21 protein-coding genes and 1 pseudogene are annotated in these 20257 nt (G+C 57.7%); 13 read left to right on the forward strand and 9 right to left on the reverse strand.

Annotated features, from left to right (window positions below; translation table 11 throughout):
* Positions 1-2 precede the first annotated feature (2 nt).
* Complete coding sequence (locus CP49_RS08300) at positions 3-254, reverse strand: hypothetical protein (protein WP_057849797.1); 252 nt, start codon at positions 252-254, stop codon at positions 3-5.
* Here CP49_RS08300 and CP49_RS08305 point away from each other — a divergent pair.
* Positions 254-475: a hypothetical protein gene (locus CP49_RS08305; protein ID WP_197423044.1), complete on the forward strand. Its 222-nt coding sequence runs from the start codon at positions 254-256 to the stop codon at positions 473-475. The genes CP49_RS08300 and CP49_RS08305 overlap by 1 nt on opposite strands.
* On the opposite strand, the gene CP49_RS08310 is transcribed toward CP49_RS08305, so the two are convergent.
* The gene (locus CP49_RS08310) at positions 469-1290 is read right to left on the reverse strand and encodes a class I SAM-dependent methyltransferase (RefSeq protein WP_197423045.1); all 822 of its coding nucleotides are present in this window, start codon (positions 1288-1290) and stop codon (positions 469-471) included. The two genes, CP49_RS08305 and CP49_RS08310, sit on opposite strands and share 7 nt — an antisense overlap.
* Before the next feature lie 425 nt (positions 1291-1715).
* Here CP49_RS08310 and CP49_RS42430 point away from each other — a divergent pair, with 425 nt between their 5' ends.
* Positions 1716-2690 (forward strand): heparin lyase I family protein, encoded by a 975-nt coding sequence (locus CP49_RS42430; protein WP_082645914.1) that lies wholly within the window; start codon positions 1716-1718, stop codon positions 2688-2690.
* A gap of 977 nt (positions 2691-3667) precedes the next feature.
* Here CP49_RS42430 and CP49_RS08320 read toward each other — a convergent pair.
* Positions 3668-4000 (reverse strand): DUF354 domain-containing protein, encoded by a 333-nt coding sequence (locus tag CP49_RS08320; RefSeq protein WP_197423046.1) that lies wholly within the window; start codon positions 3998-4000, stop codon positions 3668-3670.
* Entirely contained in the window at positions 3912-4223 is a 312-nt protein-coding gene (locus tag CP49_RS45805) for a hypothetical protein (protein WP_197423047.1), read from the reverse strand. Before CP49_RS45805 ends, CP49_RS08320 begins: the two co-directional genes overlap by 89 nt.
* Positions 4224-4486: 263 nt before the next feature.
* Between CP49_RS45805 and CP49_RS08330 the strand changes: the two genes are divergently transcribed.
* Positions 4487-4675 (forward strand): hypothetical protein, encoded by a 189-nt coding sequence (locus tag CP49_RS08330; protein WP_057849803.1) that lies wholly within the window; start codon positions 4487-4489, stop codon positions 4673-4675.
* A gap of 80 nt (positions 4676-4755) precedes the next feature.
* Here the strand turns inward: CP49_RS08330 and CP49_RS49160 are convergent.
* Positions 4756-4878, reverse strand: a pseudogene (locus tag CP49_RS49160) (glycosyltransferase WbuB); the annotation flags it as partial.
* A gap of 211 nt (positions 4879-5089) precedes the next feature.
* On the opposite strand from CP49_RS49160, the gene CP49_RS08335 reads away from it, so the two are divergent.
* On the forward strand, positions 5090-5812 hold the full coding sequence (locus CP49_RS08335) for a class I SAM-dependent methyltransferase (protein WP_245310595.1): 723 nt from the start codon (positions 5090-5092) through the stop codon (positions 5810-5812).
* A gap of 666 nt (positions 5813-6478) precedes the next feature.
* On the opposite strand, the gene CP49_RS08340 is transcribed toward CP49_RS08335, so the two are convergent.
* From CP49_RS08340 to CP49_RS44440, 4 genes are all read right to left on the reverse strand, one after another.
* A complete protein-coding gene (locus tag CP49_RS08340; RefSeq protein WP_057849804.1) occupies positions 6479-8227 on the reverse strand; it encodes a polysaccharide deacetylase family protein in 1749 nt (582 codons plus the stop codon).
* Positions 8228-8236: 9 nt separating this feature from the next.
* Positions 8237-9466: a glycosyltransferase family 4 protein gene (locus tag CP49_RS08345; RefSeq protein ID WP_057849828.1), complete on the reverse strand. Its 1230-nt coding sequence runs from the start codon at positions 9464-9466 to the stop codon at positions 8237-8239.
* 148 nt (positions 9467-9614) lie between these two features.
* Positions 9615-10877, reverse strand: a complete 1263-nt coding sequence (locus CP49_RS08350; protein WP_057849805.1) for a nucleotide sugar dehydrogenase — start codon at positions 10875-10877, stop codon at positions 9615-9617.
* Positions 10878-10947: 70 nt separating this feature from the next.
* On the reverse strand, positions 10948-11475 hold the full coding sequence (locus CP49_RS44440; protein ID WP_156438172.1) for a hypothetical protein: 528 nt from the start codon (positions 11473-11475) through the stop codon (positions 10948-10950).
* Between CP49_RS44440 and CP49_RS08360 the strand changes: the two genes are divergently transcribed.
* From CP49_RS08360 to CP49_RS08400, 9 genes are all read left to right on the forward strand, one after another.
* Positions 11470-12624 (forward strand): Gfo/Idh/MocA family protein, encoded by a 1155-nt coding sequence (locus tag CP49_RS08360; RefSeq protein ID WP_082645917.1) that lies wholly within the window; start codon positions 11470-11472, stop codon positions 12622-12624. The genes CP49_RS44440 and CP49_RS08360 overlap by 6 nt on opposite strands.
* Positions 12611-13270 carry a sugar transferase gene (locus CP49_RS08365; protein ID WP_057849808.1) on the forward strand — a complete coding sequence of 220 codons (660 nt, stop codon included), beginning with the start codon at positions 12611-12613 and terminating at the stop codon, positions 13268-13270. The genes CP49_RS08360 and CP49_RS08365 overlap by 14 nt, the downstream gene beginning before the upstream one ends.
* A gap of 41 nt (positions 13271-13311) precedes the next feature.
* Positions 13312-14472 carry a DegT/DnrJ/EryC1/StrS family aminotransferase gene (locus tag CP49_RS08370; RefSeq protein WP_057849809.1) on the forward strand — a complete coding sequence of 387 codons (1161 nt, stop codon included), beginning with the start codon at positions 13312-13314 and terminating at the stop codon, positions 14470-14472.
* An 18-nt stretch (positions 14473-14490) separates the two neighbouring features.
* Entirely contained in the window at positions 14491-15240 is a 750-nt protein-coding gene (locus tag CP49_RS48580) for an N-acetyltransferase (RefSeq protein ID WP_057849810.1), read from the forward strand.
* Positions 15241-15304: 64 nt separating this feature from the next.
* Positions 15305-16261: a glycosyltransferase gene (locus tag CP49_RS49590; RefSeq protein WP_057849811.1), complete on the forward strand. Its 957-nt coding sequence runs from the start codon at positions 15305-15307 to the stop codon at positions 16259-16261.
* Between the two features lie 79 nt (positions 16262-16340).
* A complete protein-coding gene (locus tag CP49_RS08385; RefSeq protein WP_057849812.1) occupies positions 16341-17132 on the forward strand; it encodes an FkbM family methyltransferase in 792 nt (263 codons plus the stop codon).
* Complete coding sequence (locus tag CP49_RS48880) at positions 17133-17273, forward strand: hypothetical protein (RefSeq protein ID WP_210183098.1); 141 nt, start codon at positions 17133-17135, stop codon at positions 17271-17273.
* Positions 17274-17873: 600 nt separating this feature from the next.
* Entirely contained in the window at positions 17874-18887 is a 1014-nt protein-coding gene (locus CP49_RS08395) for a polysaccharide deacetylase family protein (protein WP_245310598.1), read from the forward strand.
* A gap of 63 nt (positions 18888-18950) precedes the next feature.
* On the forward strand, positions 18951-20102 hold the full coding sequence (locus tag CP49_RS08400; RefSeq protein WP_057849814.1) for a glycosyltransferase: 1152 nt from the start codon (positions 18951-18953) through the stop codon (positions 20100-20102).
* Positions 20103-20257: the final 155 nt, after the last annotated feature.

A 20257-nucleotide genomic window follows, 5' to 3' on the forward strand; every position in this document is an offset into this window, starting at 1 on the left:
GGTCAGGTGTTCGGAGCTGAAGGCGTCGAGGCTCTCGGCGAGCTCGGATGCACTGAAATGTCGAGATCAATCGGATTGCGATGCTCGTTCTTGGCCGGTCGGTAGGTGAGCCGCTCATTGCGCCGATGCTGTGGACCGAATCGCACCACGTCCTCACGCCGGCAGGACGTGTAGGACACCAGATCGATGGCCACGCGCTGCTTGGTACCGAGCCGATAGAACGCGCGATACTGGCCATCTGCTCGTCGGTCCATTGATGATGGCCGTCCGTCTGATAGCTGTGCTTCCTGACTCCGATCGCCGGGTTGTTTTCGCATTCCTCTTCCTCGACGCCCCACTCGAACATCGCGCGCATGGCCTTAAGCGGCTGATTGCTGCGGCCGGCATAGGTGACGCCATGCTCGATCATGAACCGGTCGAACTTGCCACCCAGTTCGGCGCAGTGTTCGACGATTTGTTGCAGGCGCGTCATTGAGAAGCGGTAGTCTTGTCCGCAGTAAAAACGAACTCATGGTTGCCTGCCCCGAAAAGTCCCAATGAGGGTGGGATGAGAAACGATCGCTCTTCAGTGAACCCCATCGCACGAATGCGATCATACAATTCACCTGCGGTCGCCGTCTCGTAGGGATAGCCACCAAGCCAATCGTGAAGGTCGTGCGAGGAGTTCATCCCGCGTGCGCGGGTGCGAGTTATGCGTTCGATCGGATTGCGACCGCGCAGCAACTCCGCCGAGAACAAAGCGGAAATGAAGACCATCCGCGCGATCCCTTGCAGAGCTTTCGGGCTTCTGGAGTAGATGCGCTTTTCGAGCTTCCACGCAGGATCGAGCGTGGTTGTCGCATAAATCGCCAGCGCGAATTGGCCACCCGGCTTGACCAGTTTGGCGGCTGTCTCGATTGCCTGCCACATCTTGCCGGTATGGTGCAGGACGCCCCACGAATAAACGATATCGAATTGCCCCGTCGTTGCTGGCGTCATATCGAATACGGATTCTGTTCGTGCCTGCCACTGGTTCCTCGGAGCTCGCTCCAGAACCATGCGCGTCGTCACGATTGAATTTTCGTCGATGTCCGTCGCAAGAACGGAACTGGCGCCCAACAGCAGCGCGGCCAGAGAATGGAGTCCGGAGCCGCAGCCGATATCGAGAAAAGTCTTTCCGGCGATCCCATTCGGAAACAGCTTTCGAAGACCTTGAACGGCAGACTCGATCCGGACGGTGTCGATGGTTTTTGAATAGTCGCGCCAGTTTTCGCCGAATTCAAAGTGTGTTTTTCGATCTGTCAAATCCACGCGATGATCCTCCCTCAAAACCTCCATTCTACGCTCAAATCGGCCACCCGAAAATTCTAGCTTTGGATTACCTCAGCTTGGCTAGATGCATCACAGGTGAACATCGTAGGTCTGGCGCGGGGTCGGCTTGGCGGCATCGCCGCGCAAAAATGGCGACCACCAAAAGACGCCGGTCTTCCTGATCTTGAAATGGTCGCATTCTGTACATCGCCATACAATTCATGATGCATTCCTCGGAGCTCATGCCTAGTGGTAGTCCTTATTTTCCTTCGATTGAATCAGTCGAAAATTGTATCAGGATTTGAATGAGCTCTTTTCACAAGTGGCCAAGCATTTTTGCGGCAGTACGCTGATCGAATTTCACGATAGAGCGTTGCTGTAATCTTGCTCGGACTACAAGTAGAACACAGACAGGGGGGATAGTAATGACAATAATGATACCCCTTATCTTTGCGCTGGCTGGCAGCGTCGTCGCGAACATCTCTGATACGAGGATAGCGGACGCAGGTGGTTCGTGGAATTTACTGGCCGAGAGCCTGTCCGACGATACTCGCAGCTTTGCTGGCACCCACGGCAATATGGCAGGCAATACGAGCGCCGCATCGCAGCCTGTAAGTAGAACTAGAACAGTTATTCCGTCGATTACGGCGTTTTCGGCTAAGCCGAACACCCGCCTTCTTATCGGTGGCGACAGCTACCTAGTTGAGACGGCGGGTAAGAGCTATAGCCTGACCAACCCCGACCCGCAGACCCTGCGGTTCGAGGTCCGGCAGGGCGACAATTGGGCACCGTATGATGGCTCATACTGTGATCGCTCTGAAATTCAAGATATCTCGACCGGCGTCGCGACCAACTGGGGTGCAGTGATCCCGGCCGGTACTCCGATTGGCATTGACTATCATCTCATGGTGGAGGCCAATGGGCCCAATGGGTCATTTGTGAACACTCAAAACAGCTCGAACGGCTGGTTTATCGTCGGTCAAATGAGCAATGACAACATTGCGGGCGGCGTAGCTACCTCACCGCCGTTCGCGGTCCAGATGGACGGCGACCATCTGCAAATTGTCGCCCGCTATGTTCTGCCCGGTGGGAATCCCAGTAATTCGTCTTCCGATCTCCACATGATGACGCTGTGGACCGATCCGAATCCGATCCAGGCCGGTGTCTACAAAGACATCAACGTCAAAGCCAATGTTTCCAACAGCGGCGGCGGGTACCTGCAGGTCGAGATCGACGGCAAGCAGGTTGTGAACTACCAGGGTCCGTTGGGTTACGGACAAGGCACCTTTTGGAATTATGGCGTCTATCGCTCGACGGCGCCCGAGACGACTGCCGTCCATTACCGAAATTTGATGATAACAATCGGATCGTCAACGCCTGTCTCGTCACGACGACCCTGACTGACGGTGCGCAGCTTCACTGGCAGCACGACCTCGCTAGCGCGGCTAAATCCGGCCGCGCTAGAACAAAAATGACCTGCCACTGAACTTTCATCCAGAGGCGGTTAGAGTCCCGGGATTCTGTACGCCAACTGGCGCGGGTGGAACAACGGACTACCGGCGGAGTGGGAGGTTGAGTGCGCGTCACGCGGTGCTAACATAGCGAGCAGCTTGGCCGAGAAATGCCTCCGCGCTTCCAGCGTGGGGCAGAACTAGCTCGGATGTTCCGTGCGGGTTCGAGAGGTAAGCGCAAGCAATCCGGGGTGCGTGAGGCGACCAGTTCCTGCTTCGGCCGGCATGCGAGACGGTGTATTTTCTTCACGTTGTCAGCTTGAACCTGCGGAGGAACATCTCGAGGTTTGTCAACAACCAGATTATTTTTCGTGATTCCCGTCATCCAGCAAGGTGCTCCGCTTGTACATCACGGTGGCGCGATCGCCGTCGCGATTGGGCTCATCAACACCAATGGGTATCAGCAGCTTGTCGCCGACCCTGGACCACTCCAGGGTGGCTCGGACGTGTCCTCAGCGACTGGTCGCGATGAGCTGGACTTCGGGGATGCGGCGCAGAATCGGCAGATTCGAAACGCGCCATCCGAAGCTCCGCGGCAGCCAGCTGACCATTCAGGAACGGACGGCGCGTCTGCATTATTTTTTATTTACAACGGGGCATCGAACGCTTGCTGAATGCGAAGAGCATAGGGATCTATCTGCATTTCTCTCTTAGTTTGAAGACTTTCTCATAGGCACTCAACAGCTTTTTCGACTCCACTTGATGATCGGCGCGACCTTCATGAAGTTGGGCCGGGCACCGGCGATGATGGATGGGTAAGCTTGGAGTTGCGAACTGTTGAATCATTTTGCGGCAATCGGCGCGAACGATCCACTTCGCAAACGATGTCTCTCAGAGCGCCGCGGGCCCCGCCGTTGGCCGCCGCGCTACAGTCGCGGCGTTGGAGCAGGATTCAGTTTTGGACGTCGGCGCTGGTTTCGGCGAGCACCATCTTGCCTTCTTTGTGCAAGTGATGATCCACCGCGCCGCTTTTGCCGCGGAAGATGCTGTAAGATGCCCAGCGCAGCGGCTTCGCGGTTCATGGTGCCGCCACCGCTGACCACGAGGTCCGAATGCCAGAGCAGGTTCAAGCCATCGACGGCCTCCTTGGGAACGATGACCTTGTCGCCTTCAAACCACTTCGGCCAGCTGGCGCGGATGTGCGATTCCTGCACTTTGTTGCGCGGCAGCAAAACCGACTTCACCCCGGGCGTCGCCATCACCCGTTCCATGAACTCGATGAAAAACTTTTCGCTTTCGGGGATTGTGATAATGAATTTCCATCGCGGGCGGACGAACCGTGACGATGATCTCCTTGTCGCCCAGATTGAGTTGCTTGCTGAGGGAGGTGTCCGGCTTGAATTCCGGTGCGTAGACATCTTCCTCAATGCCGCGATGTTTTCGGATGCGTTCTTTCGACTTGGCGTGAAGGTTTTCGCTCAACAAAACTTCGGGAACGATTTCTCAACGCGGAGCCACGTTCGCCGGCGTCTTGGAATGTTCATAATCCACGATCATCACGGTCGGGATGCGGAAGAGATTGCAGATGACGATCTGCGCGCGCCGTGGTTCAATCCCATGATCGGACGAAGCCGAGCAATTGCAGGCTGCGCCAGGCGACGCCCCACGTCTTGAGGAGGCCGTTCTTGCCGTAGTGACGGCCGATTTTTGTCGGGCAATCCAAACTTGTCGGCCAACTCGCACACTTGAAACGCGTCGCGGGCGGTCAGGACCGTGTAGCCGCGTTGTTCCATTTCGCGGATGATGGGCTTGAAGACGGAATATGCGGCGTGTTCCCCAAGTCGATCCAGATTTTTTTGCCCGGCGGCAATACGGCAGGCAGCGGCGGTCGCGCCGTCACGGACATGGGTGGGTTTGACGACATCGGCAACTAGTGGAGCGGGCAGAGGTTTAGGGGTTTCCAGTCTTCACCGGGATCGAGGAAGGCGGGTTGTGTGACTTTGTGAACTCGAGATTCCATGATCTTGTGCATCGTTGATTTGTCGTTCATCGAGCTGGGGCGATCCGGATTTACACAAACGTCTGCAGTGGAGAGTATTGTAAATAGTGTAGCACCATCAACACGGCCAGTGAACGTAAACCATCGAGGGCCGTTGCAAGCTTGTGCGCTGCAAGCCCGCGGCGCCCTCCGCCCCCCGCAGTAGCTACCCCTTTATTGCTGATAGGAACCGCCGTTGTGGTTATGGGAGCCGGATTGCACTCAATCAGTGCAGGAGGGTAGAGAGCGTAGGTTAGATTGCCTCGGCAAGTGGGAGGGCAGGAAATTGCTACGACAAGGACCAACTAGCGTGCAACACGCTGATCCCGCGCTGATACCAGGGCGCGCGGCGTCATGGGTGAGAGCGATCGAAGCGCGCTATTCCGCGAGGGCCCGGGCCAGGCGTGCAGCATTGCTCACCAAGCACATCAAGCTCAGACCTGACGACATCGTCCTCGATCTCGGAGGCGGGGCCGGGGATCACTTCCATTCCGTTTTCCCGGCCCACAAGCGTGTCGTCGTCGCCGATATCCTGGAGGATCACCTCAATCTGGCGCGGCAGCGATACGGGTACGATACCTTGCAACTCCGCGACGAGGACGTCACCCTGCCGTTCAGTGACAAGCAATTTGACGTCGTCTTCTGCTCGTCCGTGATCCAGGAGGTCACCGGCCCCAAGTCCAGGATCGATCGGATAATGAACGACGCAGATTTCGATAAGGTCGCGCGCCAGCATCAATGGGTGTTCGCGGGCGAGATCCGCCGCATCGCCAAGAAATACTACGTCCAGACGCCCTACAAATATTTCATCATCGAACCCCACAGCTGGCTGCCGGGCTTCATCGTGTTCCTGCCACGCCATATGCTGGTTCGGCTGTTGCGGTTCACCAACACCACATTCTGGCCCACACGCAGCCATCCGGTCTGGCGGCTGCTGACCATCGGCGAGTTTTCGAAGATGTTTCCCGACGCCACAATCGAGCGGGAGTGGTCATTTGGATTTGTCAAATCCCTCATGGCCATCAAGGCGTGATGGCTATTCATCTCCTCGAGCCGCGTCGAGCCGGCGAATCTCGTGAGGACGAGCAGGAGCACGATATTCGGACCGGACGGCTGCATGAACGGTTCGGCCCGCAGCAGCGTCTGGCTGGCAGCGAACCTGACCATGCCCTCTGACTGCACTGCTCCTCGTTCCCGAGGCGTCACCGGTTCCCTGAACGCCGGTGAGAAACGTGCTCCCGGCGGCGCGCAAGACCGCCGCCCTGCGTGCGCATAATTTCGCGGACCAGCGCGCCAGGGGCGGCAGCAATGCCCTCACGAGACCAGAGGAGGCCTAATTCATTGCAGAATCTCTTTCGCGCTACAGGCGCTTGCCTGCTTCGCGGCCACCCTCCAGCGGTGTTACACACCTTGTGCCTCGATCGCCGTCCGACCTTTCCGCAACCCAATGCCTAATCCGCGGTGCCGCCATGCGGGAAACGATACCAGCAGCTTCCACCGACGCGACACCAATTTGCTGTCACCAATATTAGGACCGACGGGTCGCGCGGCAGGCCGAGTGACGACTGATTGTACGCGACATATCGGGTCAGGCGTCGGAGTCCGCCGGAGCAGGAAGCGATCTGCCAGAGCATTATGCTAGAAGCATCGTGCCTGGGCCGAAACAGCATGACCACGCTCGTTGCGGTCCGCCTCCCGGCTACACGCGAAATCGAAACAGGTACCCGTAATTGTCGCGAAGTTCGGATAGATATCGCCGAACCGTCACCCCAAGTCGGTATGAGACCGATTCTGGCTCCGGGAAAGCATCCGGCTGTTCGTGATAAATGCAGCGTACATCCGCCGTCCTGCCGGGCGGTATATCGACGATCACTCGAAGACATCCATCCATGTATTCGTACGCAACGACCTCTTGGTTGACTGTAACATCTTTCAAAGAAACGACCTGTGGTTCTTGCTTCACGACTTGGATCCGTCGCGTCATCGCCTCCGTATTCTCGATGCGGAGTTGTTCAGCAAACATCTTCACTATCATTGTTGCGCCGTCGCGTCGAATGCAGTAGCTGCGGCAAACGGCGTCCCCGAGAGTCCGCCAACAGAGTTTCCACCGCAACGATGCAAGCTGTCGGATGAACTCCGCTAGTTTGCTGCCGTGGTCCTGGAAAAGATCGTGATGCCCGACAACGAAGCACGGCTTGCCCAGGATTCCGTCAAATGCGAAGTTTTCAATGCCGTGGTCAATGTACCGCCGGGTATAAATCGAGAATCCCCCATACCGGGCGATGGCGACACTCCACAGGTCTGCAAGTATCGTTTCGTTCGATGCGTCATCGGCCGGTGCGACTTCCGTATTCACCGCCGCGACGAAGCCATTTCGCTTGAGAGCCGATACTGCCTCGGGCGAGAATGCCCCTTGCGGGAAAACCATCACGTTTTCATGATCAAGCGCGGTCTCGTTGAGAAGGGATTGCATCCGAGACCTGGCAGTCTTCAGCTTTCTGTCAAGTAGGTCGGCTGAACGGGCTGCAAATTCACCACGGGTGTGATCGCAGCCGTGCACGCAGACGGACAGTTTTCCGCTATTTTGGCGAAAGGCAGCAACGGTTTCGCGATCTGTTCGTTGCCAGTTCCATGGAATGAAGGCGATGGTCGTCGCGAACGTCTGCTTGTTGGCCAACTGCAGTAGTTCGCCAAAATCGAGAAAGCCGTACCGTGGCCTCAGGGGTGGATCGTCAATGATCAGGCACGCGTTTGTTTCGGACGTGGTCCAGCAGACGTCGCGGAACGACCACTTCAGATACATCACGATTGGCACCGCGCCGGCGAAACGCTTCCTCACATCAAAATAGGTCGCAGCGCGCTCGCGAATGTCCACCATGGCCAGTGACGCATCGACAAAGAAGCGCACGCCGGAATAAGCAAAACCGGCGAACAGGTGTCCGTCGGGCGTCCCGACGATGCTCTGCAATTCGCCACCATCCCGGATGACAAGCGCCGCATCCGCGGCGCCGGCCTCCAGTTGGATCCGCAGGGCCGACATTGGGCCGCACATGCCTCGAAAAGCATCAGTGACGGACACGCTTATTGGCCACGCGTCGATGCCGCGGATGTCCGCCTCCGGGTCCCCCGTGATCTGGCGCAGCAGAGCCCTGCAGGTACCCGCAGCTTGAAATCCATAGACGAACACGGAAGCGGCTGTCGCCAACCAAGCCGGAAACGTTCCAGCCTTGCAGGGCTGCAGGGCCTCGGCGAGACAGGGCGCGGAAGTCAAGATGGAGAACCGCGGATGACTTGCCGTCAGCGAGGCTACATTGTCCTCGTTCGCTTCGCTAATTGTCAGCGCCGTCCATGGAATTCCAAAAAAATCAAGGATTTCCGCCAGCTTGCAATCCTCGGGCGATGGAATGTCGCTGCGAAGTAGGAGCGCGCTCGAAGAGCCCGTGTCCATGGCGTCGCCTCAAAGCGCCTCGCTCGGGCTTGGTGAGTGTCTTAAATTGAATAGTTTTTTATAAGCACTTAGAAGGCTTACCGCCCCGTGGTCCCAAGCGAGCTCGTCATAGATTCTTTTCTGGCCGAATGCGCCCATATGGTCACGTCGCATTGGATCATCCAGAAGCTCCAGTATCTTGTCGCCGAACTCCGCAGTATCCGTATTCTGTACGTACAGAGATGCCTCTCCAGCCGAAAAGCGCCCTTCGGTGAGGTCAAATTGCACGATAGGCTTACCCAAGGCCATGTACTCCATGACCTTGATCATCGTTGATTTGTCGTTCATCGCGCCAGGGCGGTCCGGATTTACGCAGACGTCTGCTGTCGAAAGTATTGTGAACAGTGTGGCGTCATCAACACGGCCGGTGAATGTGACCAATTCATCCAGCTCAAGGGCCACGGCAAGTTTCTTGACCTCGTCCAATTCCGGCCCATTCCCGACAATGACGAGTTGGACATCATTTCGATTTCGCTCCCCGCGGATGTGGTTGATTGACTGCAATAGCAGATCAAGCCCCTCCTGCTTTCCAATAACCCCCACATACGCGACTAGGAATTTCCGTCCCTTCTTCCAGGCTAGGTCTGATGGAAGTGATCGAACGCGCGCAAGATTTGGACCGGAACGCACAACGAACACGCGATCCGGATTCATTCGGCCTCTCTCAAGGGCAATGCTACGATATGACTGGTTTGTTGCTATCGATACGTCGGCTAGTGCGAATGTAACACGCTCAAGCAAGACCATGGCCCGCCAGAGAAGGCCACGACGTCCAAATTTTGCTTCGTAAAGCTCCGGGCTGATATCGTGCTGATCGAAGATAAACGACTTTCCGAATAGAAACTTGTAAAACGCACCAACTACAAAAATGAGATCCGGTGGGTTGCAAGCGTGGATTACGTCAAAGCCGCGCGTTGCGAGTACCTTCAAACTCAGCGCAAACTCCCAAAATAGCGCCGCGCTGTACTCGGCAAGATAGCCTAGCACCCCACGTCTTTCTTTCGGCAGCCAGTGGCGATAGACGGCAATTCCCTCGATCAGTTCAAATGAGGCCGTTGCCTGCGGTCCCTTGGGACAAATTATCGAGACTTCATAGCCGTGGCGCGCCAATGTGGTGGCTTCCGACCACACTCGGCGATCGAATGGTACTGGAAGATTTTCGACGATGATAAGCACTCGGCGACGCGCTGAGCCATTCATCGCGGATTGGGCAGCCGGCACGGCGTCCACGAGACCCCCAGAAGTAATGACGTCCGAACGAGCCAGTTCGTACTGCTCGCTCGTAGCGCCGGTCGCCCTGGGTGGTTTCGCTACCCCGGCTTGATCAGGTTGGCCTGCCCTGCGATCGTCACGAAAGAGTGTTAACATCGATAACCCGCCTGGTGCGTAACGCCATTTGCCTCGCCCATCCTCTGGTATCGATGACAAGGTCGAACAGCTCCGACTCAGCGACGGATTTGGAGACTAGTAGCTTGCGGAGTGCAGGCAAATTGGAGAACGCATAGCCGAGATTCTGGCCTAACAATTTGGACGGTTCGACGTGGGGATCGTAGATCGACAAGCCGATATGCGACTGAAGGAATTTGCGAGCCAGGTCGATATTAGGACTCTCGCGAAGATCATCGCTGTCCTCTTTGAAGGAAAGCCCCAACATAAGCACCTGCCCGCCGGCCCGAACTGCCTTCACGCAATTCTCAAAAAGAAAATTCTTATGCGCATCATTCGACCGCAGCACCGAATCCACCAGATGGGTATGTGCCCCGACGTCGCTTGCGATGTATTGGAGCGCGCGAACGTCTTTCGGCAGGCATGAGCCGCCGAATGCGCCACCAGGCCTCAAATAGTTGGGCGAGATGTTGAGCTTCGTGTCAGAGATGAATATCTCGTGAACTATGGTTGCGCTGATATTGAGCTTATCGCAAACGCGACCAACCTCGTTTGCAAACGCAATCTTTACTGCGTGAAACGCGTTGTCGACGAATTTTGTCATCTCGGCCGCACGATAAGTCGTATAGAAGACCGGCGCCTCAATCCCGGCATTCAACTCATCAAGAGCCGTGCACCGTTCTCCGTTCCTCGTCCCAATCACGATCTTCGGTGGATGGAAGAAGTCTTCGATTGCGACAGATTCGCGCAAGAATTCTGGGTGGTAGACAAGCTCGACTAGATCCATCCTGCCTTTCAATGCGTCCTCGAAAATTGGGAGCACCAGTTCCTCGATCGTACCAGGCCGCATCGTGGAGCGAAATACGATGGTCAACGGCGTCGCTCGAGCGGGGCCGACCAACTCCGCGATCTGATGGGAAACCTCTACGATAAAGCTCATATTGTGAGATCCATCCGGCGCACTGGGCGTTCCCACACAGATCATGGCCATGACACAACTATCGAGATGCTGGCTCACATCCTTCGTTGCGCTCAGTAGACTCTTCCTAACCGCACGGGCCACGAGCTCATTGAGGCCGGGCTCCGTGATCGGCGACTTACCGGCATTGACGATCGCCACTTTTTCGTCGCTGACGTCAACGCCAATGATTTCGTGGCCATCCCTGGAGAGGCAGGCCGCGGCAGTCATGCCGACGTAACCAAGTCCAAACACCGCAATTTTCATTGTAACCCTCACTTCCGCGGCCCTTAGAGTAGCGTTGGGGCGTGCCGAGCAAGGGCAGGCAAAAGGGTTGTTACCGGCGGCTGATTGGGTACCCATTTGTGAGTACTCGGTCATGAACTAGTTGAGGTACAAGCCCATGACCAAGCACCGCACATACAGCATCGAGTTCGAGCGCCAGGTCGCTCAGGAGTTTCTCGCCGCCGAGACGCTCCACGGCTTGTCGAAGAACCACGATGTCTGCCGAAACCTGATCCGCGTATAGATTGAAAAGCACCAAGCTGGCGCTTTCGACGACGAAGTTGAGACCGCCAACCTGCTCCAGCAATACGAGAGCCGGATCGCGGCCCTGGAACGCCTCGTCGGCAAGCAGGCGCTCGAATTTGAGCCTAATGTCCGGATCTTGGCTCCCGGCTGCGGCGAGATCGATCTGCACGGGGTGCGCGCCAACGGCCAGACCTCGCGTGGCAATCGTTGCAACGTCCGTGCGCGTGCCGGGAAGAAAGCCTTCATTGCGCAGGTGTACCCCAAAAGAGCGTAGATCGTAACCCGTGTTCTTCGGCAGCGCACGCGCCCAGTCGGTTATCTTGAATGAATGCACGCAACGGCCTTCAAACAAGGAGCCAACATGGCGAATAACCATGATCGTGAGGACGCGTTTCAGATCGCAAACGGCGGCCCGTCGCTCGCGGTCATCGGTTGCGGCTACTGGGGTACGAAACACATCCGCGTCACCTGCGATATACGCGGCGCAAGGACGTCGATGGCCGTTGATCCGAGGCCTGACAGATTGGAATATGTCCGTTCACAATATCCTTCTGTTGCTGTTTCGCGTGATATCGGTGCGGTGCTGAATAACCCTTCGATAGACGGCGTCATTGTCGCCACCCCTGTGGAGACGCATTTCGAATTGGCGCGGGAGCTGCTCCAGGCCGGAAAGCACGTGCTCGTCGAGAAGCCGTTGGCCATGACGAGCGCGCAATGCCGCGAGTTGAATGCGATCGCCGAAGAGCGCAAGCGTGTGCTAATGGTCGGGCACACGTTCGAGTATCACCCAGCAGTCGGCGTTATGCGCCAGATGATCCAGAGCGGCTCTCTTGGCGAGCTTTACTACATTGATTCACGGCGCCTGAATCTCGGTCTCTACCGGCAGGACGCCAATGTCCTCTGGGACTTGGCGCCGCACGACCTCTCGATCATCTTCTGCCTGCTGGAGGAGGTGCCGCAAACAATCGGCGCCTGGGGTTGCGCGCACGTTCTGCCCAACGTTGAGGACGTTGTTTACGCCAAGATGGGCTTCAAGAGCGGTCCGACCGCCCATGTGCATGTTTCCTGGTTGGACCCGGTCAAGGTGCGCCAAATCACGGTCGTCGGAAGCGATGCGATGCTGGTGTTCGACGACGTGCAGCCGTCCGAGAAAGTGCGAGTTTACCAGAAGCGGTTCAGGCCGCGGATCGACGGCGACTCCTACGCCGACTTCCAGTCGGCCTATCATCATGGCGACGTGCATATCCCCGCGATATCCAGCAGCGAACCGCTGAAGCTCGAGGTACTCGACTTCGTCAACGCGATCATGAACGGGGAACGGCCGCGCGCGGACGGAGTGCACGGGCTGCGCGTTGTCGAAGCACTCGAGGCGGCATCGGCGTGTCTACGGCTGAAGCACAAACACGGTAGCAACGGTAAGGATCAACGGATGTTTCGGCGGCGGAACATTCCGGCGGGAGGTCCCGAAATTGCTGTCGCATGAAGCCACGCGACCGAAGGCGATCTCGCGGGAATTCGGCAAACGGGCGCTCGACGTCGCGATCAGCGTTCTCGCGATCGTAGTGCTGGCCCCCGTCTTCATGGTGGTGTGGATAGCAATCCGTCTCGACAGTCCCGGCCCGGCGGTCTTTCGCCAACGTCGGATCGGGCGAGACGAGAAGCCGTTCAATTGCTTCAAATTCCGGACGCTCCGCCACAACGCCGACGAAAATGTCCATCGCGAGGCGATCCGGCGGGTTTGGGCGAAAGAACCCGTCTCGAACGACCCCGATGCCCCATACAAGCTGACGGACGATCCTCGCGTGACGCGCGTGGGACGGTGGCTGCGGAGAACAAGCCTCGACGAGCTGCCCCAACTCCTCAACGTATTGCGGGGCGAAATGAGCATCGTCGGTCCGCGGCCGGCGATTCCTTATGAACTCGAATACTTCCGGGACTGGCACCATAAGCGTCACATTGTGAAGCCCGGAATTACCGGGATTTGCCAGGTGCGCGGCCGGGGTCGTGTCAGCCCCGAGGTGATGCTCGAGATGGATGTCGAGTATGCAATGAACTGGACCTTATGGACCGACCTGAAGTTGATTGCCCTGACGTTTCCCGCGGTGCTGCGGGGGAGCGGTGCCCGATGACGTTCTCAAGAAATAGAGACGAATTCTCGTGAGGTTCGAAAATGCACATTCCGTTTGTCGATCTCAAAGCGCAATATGAGACGCTAAAAGACGAGGTGGCCGAAGCAATTCGGGGCGTTCTCGACTCCGCGCAGTTCATAGGCGGCGAGGCGGTTACCTCGTTCGAAAGAGATTTCGCCGCGTATTGCCAGGTGCGCCATGCGCGCGGTGTGGCGAACGGCACGGACGCGCTTCATCTGGCGCTGCGGGCCCTGGGTATTGGTCATGGCGACGAGGTGATTACAACCGCCCATACCTTCATCGCCACCGCGGCCGCCATCGTGGCGACGAGTGCGCGGCCCGTGTTCGTCGATATCGATCCGGACACCTACACGATCGATCCCAAGATGATCGAGCGCGCCCTAACGGATCGTACAAGAGCGATCATCGCAGTCCACCTCTTCGGGCAGCCGGCTGACATGGGTCCCATCAAGGACATCGCACGGCGGCGCGGCCTCTACGTACTAGAAGACGCGGCCCAGGCGCACGGGGCGGAATATCAGGGGGTCCGAACCGGGGCTCTCGGCGATGTCGCATGTTTCTCGTTTTATCCGGCGAAGAACCTCGGAGCCTATGGCGACGGCGGAGCGGTCACCACCAACAGTGCCGCAATCGCCGAGCGGATCGAACGACTGCGTGACCACGGTCGAACCACCCACTACAACCACGCCGAGATCGGGTTCAACAGCCGACTCGACGCTCTCCAGGCGGCAGTCCTGCAGATCAAGCTCCGGCGCCTGGATGAATGGAACACCAATCGGCGGCGCGCTGCGGAGTGGTACGCCGCGGAGTTGGCGCAGTCCGGGATCAAGACGCCCTTCGTTCGAAAGGGGTCGACGCACGTCTACCATTTGTATGTGATCGACACGAACGAGCGGGACGCAATGCGGAAGAAGCTCGAAGAGGCCGGCGTGGCGACCGGGATCCACTATCCGTTGCCGCTCCACCTACAACCTGCTCTCGCCCATCTCGGCTACAGGCACGGCGACTTGCCGTACTGCGAAGCGATGGCCGCTCGATCATTGTCCCTGCCCATGTTCCCCGAGCTCGCACGCGACCAGGTGCGCCGTATCGCCGCGATTGCGCGCGCTGCGGCCGAGCGGGGACGGTCAGAAGAAATTGCGGCAGAAGTCAACGTATTCGCTCACCGCGCTGCGCGCTGATGGCGGGAAGGAGTGGCGATGAATCGAATCAGTGCAAGGGCGGTGGTCGAGACCGAGGCGATCGGTGCGGCCGTGACGATCGCCGAATTCGCCGTAGTGCGACCTGATGTTACGATTGGCAACCGTGTGGTCATTCACCCGCATGTCGTGATTGAGAGCGGCGCAAGAATCGGGGACAACGTCGAAATCTTCCCGGGAGCCTATATCGGCAAGGCACCCAAGGGAGCTGGCGCGCTGTCGCGCCCGCCGCGTTTCGAGGCATGGGTCGATATCGGCGCCGATTGTTCTATCGGACCTCACGCGGTCATCTTCTACGACGTCTCAGTCGGCGCGGGGACCCTGATTGGTGACGGCGCCTCGATCCGTGAACAATCGCGGATCGGCTCGAAGACCGTCATCGGACGTTACGTCACGGTCAACTACAACACGCGAGTCGGCGATCGCGTCCGGGTCCAGGATCATACCTGGCTGGCGGGCAATATGACGATCGAAGACGACGTGTTCATTTCGGGCTGCGTCGGCACTTCGAACGACAACGCGATCGGCCGCAACGGCTACGACGGTTCGCCCATGCTCGGGCCCCATATCGCGCGCGGCGCGGCGATCGGCGTGGGAGCCAACCTACTGCCAGGTGTCAGAATCGGCGTTGGCGCCCTCGTCGGCGCCGGTGCGGTGGTGACGAAGGACGTGCCCGACGGTGCGCTCGTGATGGGCGTCCCAGCGGAGATCCGACGACGGCTCAAAGAGGCTAGCGGCGCAGACCAGTGACTCGCCGGTAGTTCGTGCCAAGCGTCGAGGGATACTAATCGTGAGGATCCTCTGTGTCACCAACATGTATCCGAGTCCGCAGAGACCGGGCTCCGGAGCCTTCGTGTGCCAGCAGGTAGAGCAGCTGCGCCGGTTCGGCCACACGGTCGACGTCATCGATATTCTCGGATCCCAGTCCAAGATGAACTACTTGAGGTGCACTCTTGATGTCATGCGAATGACGAGCGCGGTGGCATACGACATCGTCCATGCGCATTACGGTTATTCGGCATATCCTGCAATGTTTCGGTTGCGGGCGCCACTCGTCCTCACGCTGCATGGGACCGACGTACTTGGAAACAATGTCTTTGAAAGGCTATGCACGCGGGCTGTGTCGCATTTCGCCGATGCCGTCATAGTCGTTTCGGAGGGGATGCGGAGACGGATTCCGGGAACCGTGATTCCCTGCGGGGTCGACCTCGGCGTATTCAAGCCGTACGATCGCGACAAGGCACGAGCGCGGCTGCGGTGGCCGAAAGACAGGTATATCGTTCTGTTTCCATTTGATCCGGCGCGCCCTGAGAAGAGATATGATCTGGCAAGAGCGTCAGTCGAGCGGCTCGTGCAGGAGGGCATCGACGCGGAGTTGATGACGGTCGTCAATGTGCCGAACGGCGAAATGCCGTGGTGCTACAGCGCGGCCGACGCCCTGCTTCTCTGCTCGGATTATGAAGGGTCGCCGACCTCTATCAAGGAAGCTCTCGCGTGCAATCGTCCGGTGGTGGCGACGGACGTCGGCGACGTTGGCGAGCTGTTAAGCGGCATCGCGGGAACGCGGATCTGTCCGCAGGACGTCGGCGCGATTGCCCGCAACCTGCGAGAGGTTTTTGACTGGTCGCGGAGCAGCGAGTTCCGAGGGCGGGCGGCAATGGCGAAGTACGACCAGGCGCTCACCGTGAACAAGATCGTCGAGGTATATGCCGACGTTCTCTCCAACTTCAGGGCAAGGACGGTGGGCAGGCGTTTGCTGCGGAGCGGATGACGACAACGCGACGGCTGGAAGGATGAACTCTACAAGATCCTCGAACGCAAATTCAAACTGCCAGCAGGGAGTTTTTGCGATGTTGAAGGAAGCGATCATAGGGACGCGAGTCGGCGGTTTCGCACTGTCTCTGCGCGAGCGGGTCGAGCTGTTCAGAGCAGCCGTGCGACAGGATGAATCGCTTGGGCGTATTTCCAACGACGGCACGGCCAGGCGCCTGATCGAGCGCATCTGTGGCGACGGAAAGGTGTTCGTCGACGTGGGCGCGCATATCGGCTCCGTGGTGGCCGGCGTCCGGCGACACAGCAGCCCGCGCAAAATCATCGCGATCGAGGCCATCCCCGAAAAAGCGGCAGCGCTCCGGCGGCACTTCCCCGAGATCGAGGTCCACTCTACCGCGGCGGGCGAGCACGAGGAACTGGCGGCGTTTTTCATCGACCTCAAGCACTCCGGCTGTTCGTCGCTCGACAGGACGCTGGGTAGCCGGTCGACCGTTCGCGCGATCCAGGTCCCGGTGCAGCGCCTGGATACGGTGGTCACGGCCACGGATGTCGATGCGATGAAGATCGACGTGGAAGGCGCGGAGCTAGGCGTCCTGCGCGGCGCGGAGAAGCTGATTGCGAGCGGCCGGCCGACAATCATGTTCGAGAGCGGACAGGGTGGGATGTATCCTAAGGCCGACCTGTTCGATTGGCTGGCGCAGCGCGGTTACTGCGTCGTGCTGCCGAACCGCGTCGCCCACAACGACCCCGGCCTCGATTTATCGGGGTTCCAGGAAGCACACCTCCTTCCTCAGCGCAGCACGAACTATTTCGCGATCGCCGTCGAGCGCCGCGACGAGATCCGTGATCGGGCGTGTGCGGTGCTGTGATTGCGTGCGCGTGATTTCAACTTTTTAAAGAACACCGGGCAAGTGGTGACCGAGGTACAGCGGCAGTTATTTCATGCCATGCACCGCTGGATGGCGGCAACGATTGACGGAAAGATCGAAGCGACCGGGGCCCGTGTTTGAGGCCAATTTCATGCTGCCGTGGAATTTCTCCGAAGAGGGAGCTGCGGAAAACCACATGGCGCAGCTGCAGCACAGTATGCAGGTGGCGGCGCCAAGGACCGCGGTCCTATCCATCATCACGCGGCGGCGAGGAGGAAATGACCATTTTCGCCGACCCGCTCTACCAACACCTGCGCTGCTCACGGAGGATGCGAAGGAGGCCTCGGGACACGGCGTGCAGGCTAAGCGCTCAATGTCCGGCGCGATTAGCTGAGCTTGTGGAACCGAAGATCGCCCATGCAGCGCTGTAGCGAGAGCGTCGACACGCTGGCGGCGGCGCTCGCCAAGTCTGTTCAATGGAGGCGTCGAATTCGGAGGTACCTACAAGTGAGTAAACGGTCCGCAGAGTTGCGGGTGCGAATCTCGTCGAGTAAACAGAAGGGCTCAATCGTTTCTTATTCCGCAAAAGCGTTGCTTGAGTTTTTGCCCACAACTTCATTCTGAAGACGAACATTGGCGACAGACCGCGCACGGAAAGCAATCGGAGATGTGCGGTCAATTCTCCAGGGGCGAGCAGTGTCTTCCCGATGGGATGTCGGTTTCTTTCTGATGGGGGTTAGAGTGAAGCAGGTTCTCAAGGAGAGCATGATCCAATTGGCTCATCGGTCAGGGCTAATGCCAACCTTCCGCAGGATTTTTGCTGGTAGGGCAGCCATCCTGATGTTCCATGAGATTCAACAAGATTTTCGCTCGGAATTGATGACCGGGACTTCAGTTGCTCTTTTCGAACATTCACTCAATTGGCTGCGGCAAGAAGGGTGGGAGATTGTCAGTTTCGAAACATGTCTCGAGCGATTGGCCACGGATCCCGGAACGCGCCGCTATGCAGTGCTTACCTTTGACGACGCCTACCGAGACAATGTCGCGACCGCGCTTCCAATCCTCGAGCGACGCAACGCCCCATTCATGGTGTACGTTCCCACTGGGGCCCCAACACGAACCTTGCAATCGTGGTGGCTGGGTTTGCGCGAAATATTTCGCTCTGGAGACACGGTTACGATCGATGCGATGGACAAGCGGTTCCACTGTCCCACGTTTCACGAGAAGATGCTGGGCCTATACAGGGTAACTGAGTGGATTCACCAAGATTATCACCGGGTTGCAATGCTCGCCCCAACGTTCAACAGGGCGGGAATATCGCTGCCGGCTCTGAATGAGGCATATTTCCTGAACGAGCGCGAGCTTCAAAGTCTGGCGCGGCATCCTCTCGCGTCAATTGGCGGGCACACCGCTTCGCATGCAGCACTGTCGTCCCTAGATGTTCTTTCAGCGCGAGCGGAAATGGCGGATAACCGCTGTTACCTGGAGCAATTACTGCAGCTTCCGGTTCGGCACTTCGCTTATCCTTACGGCGGCGCTAGAGCATGTGGTCCTCGGGAAGCACATCTCGCGAAGGAAGTAGGCTTTTCGACCGCAGTAACAACGCGGCATGGGCAAGTATCCGATCTCAAATCAAATCATTTTGCGCTTCCTCGCGTCGGCGTTGGAGGGCAATTCGAAACGAGGGCTAGGTTCGAGGCGCGTATGAGCGGCATTCAATCGGCGGTTCACATGCTGCTGGGTTCCAAACGGTGAATTTTGCGCTGAACCGCCTCATTGCGACGTGGACTGAATCAATCCACTCGGGAGAGCGCTGAGATGCGTATATTGCACCTTGCTCAAGGTCTCGGCCCGGGAGGGAAAGAACGACAAATCGTCGAACTGTTGAGGGGACTTTTCGCTCACCGTGACATAAAATCATTCGTCGCGGTTACGGACGAGGAGAAGGTTCGTTTCGAAATTGACCGTGAACACGCGCAAGTTATTCAGCTCGTTCGGAGAAGCAAGAGAGATTTGCGCCTTTTCAAGAGTTTGTACGAGCTGGTCTCTGATTTGAAAATAGATATCATTCACTCTTGGGGCTCAATGTGTTCGATTTATGCAGCGCCGGTTGCGAAACTGTGCGGTACAGCCTTCGTCAATGGCTTTGTGCGAGACGCGCCATCGCATGTGACGCTGTGGAACAAAAATTATGTATGGGGCAAGCTGACGATCCCATTTTCAGACATTGTTGTCGCCAATTCGCATGCGGGCCTAGCTGCCTACCGTATTCCCGAGCGCAAAGGTCTATGTATCCACAATGGGTTCAATCCTGCAAGAATCTCTAACTTAACGGACGAGGCAGAGCTTCGCAGCATTCTGGGAATCGCGACACCCCACATTGTCGGGATGATTGCTAACTTCGCGCCCAGAAAGGACTACGCAACCTTTGTCGAGATGGCGTGCCGCATTTGCCGTCTTAGGGACGATGTTACTTTTCTGGCTGTCGGCACCGGTGAAACGTTGCGGCGAGTGCGCGATAGCGTCCCACCAGAACTTTCGCTGCGCATAAAGTTTCCGGGGCAGCGGAAAGATATAGAAAGTATCGCTAATCTCTTCACTGTGGGAGTTCTCGTTACCAACAGCCGTCTACACGGGGAGGGTATTTCCAACGCAATAACCGAATGCATGGCGCTGGGTAAGCCAATCGTAGCAACAAACGATGGGGGCACTCCTGAATTGGTCCTGGATGGACAGACGGGATTTCTTGTGCCGAGCCACGACGCTGGGGTGTTGACCGATCGTGTGCTCAGACTCCTCAATGACCGTGCGCTTGCTAATCAATTCGGTATCGAAGGGCGTCGGCGTGTTGAAACAGCATTCTCGCTCGATGCGATGTGTAACGCATATCTCTGCCTTTATCGGAGGGTGGCGTATAGGAAGGCGCGCGCGACTTGGGAAGGAGCAATTACTAGAGATATGGTCGAGTAATCATTCGATCGCCGATCGTATTCCTAACAACATGATCCCCTCGATATGGACGAGATGGAGATGACGGGCAGCAGTGGCGGTCCGAAACCGAAGGCCATCACTTGGGGTCGAAGCAGTAATCTTGCTGCGGCCGGCCTTCACGGCCGTCGCAACCC

It is taken from the genome of Bradyrhizobium valentinum (genome assembly GCF_001440405.1).
In the GTDB taxonomy this organism is placed as follows: Bacteria; Pseudomonadota; Alphaproteobacteria; order Rhizobiales; family Xanthobacteraceae; genus Bradyrhizobium; species Bradyrhizobium valentinum.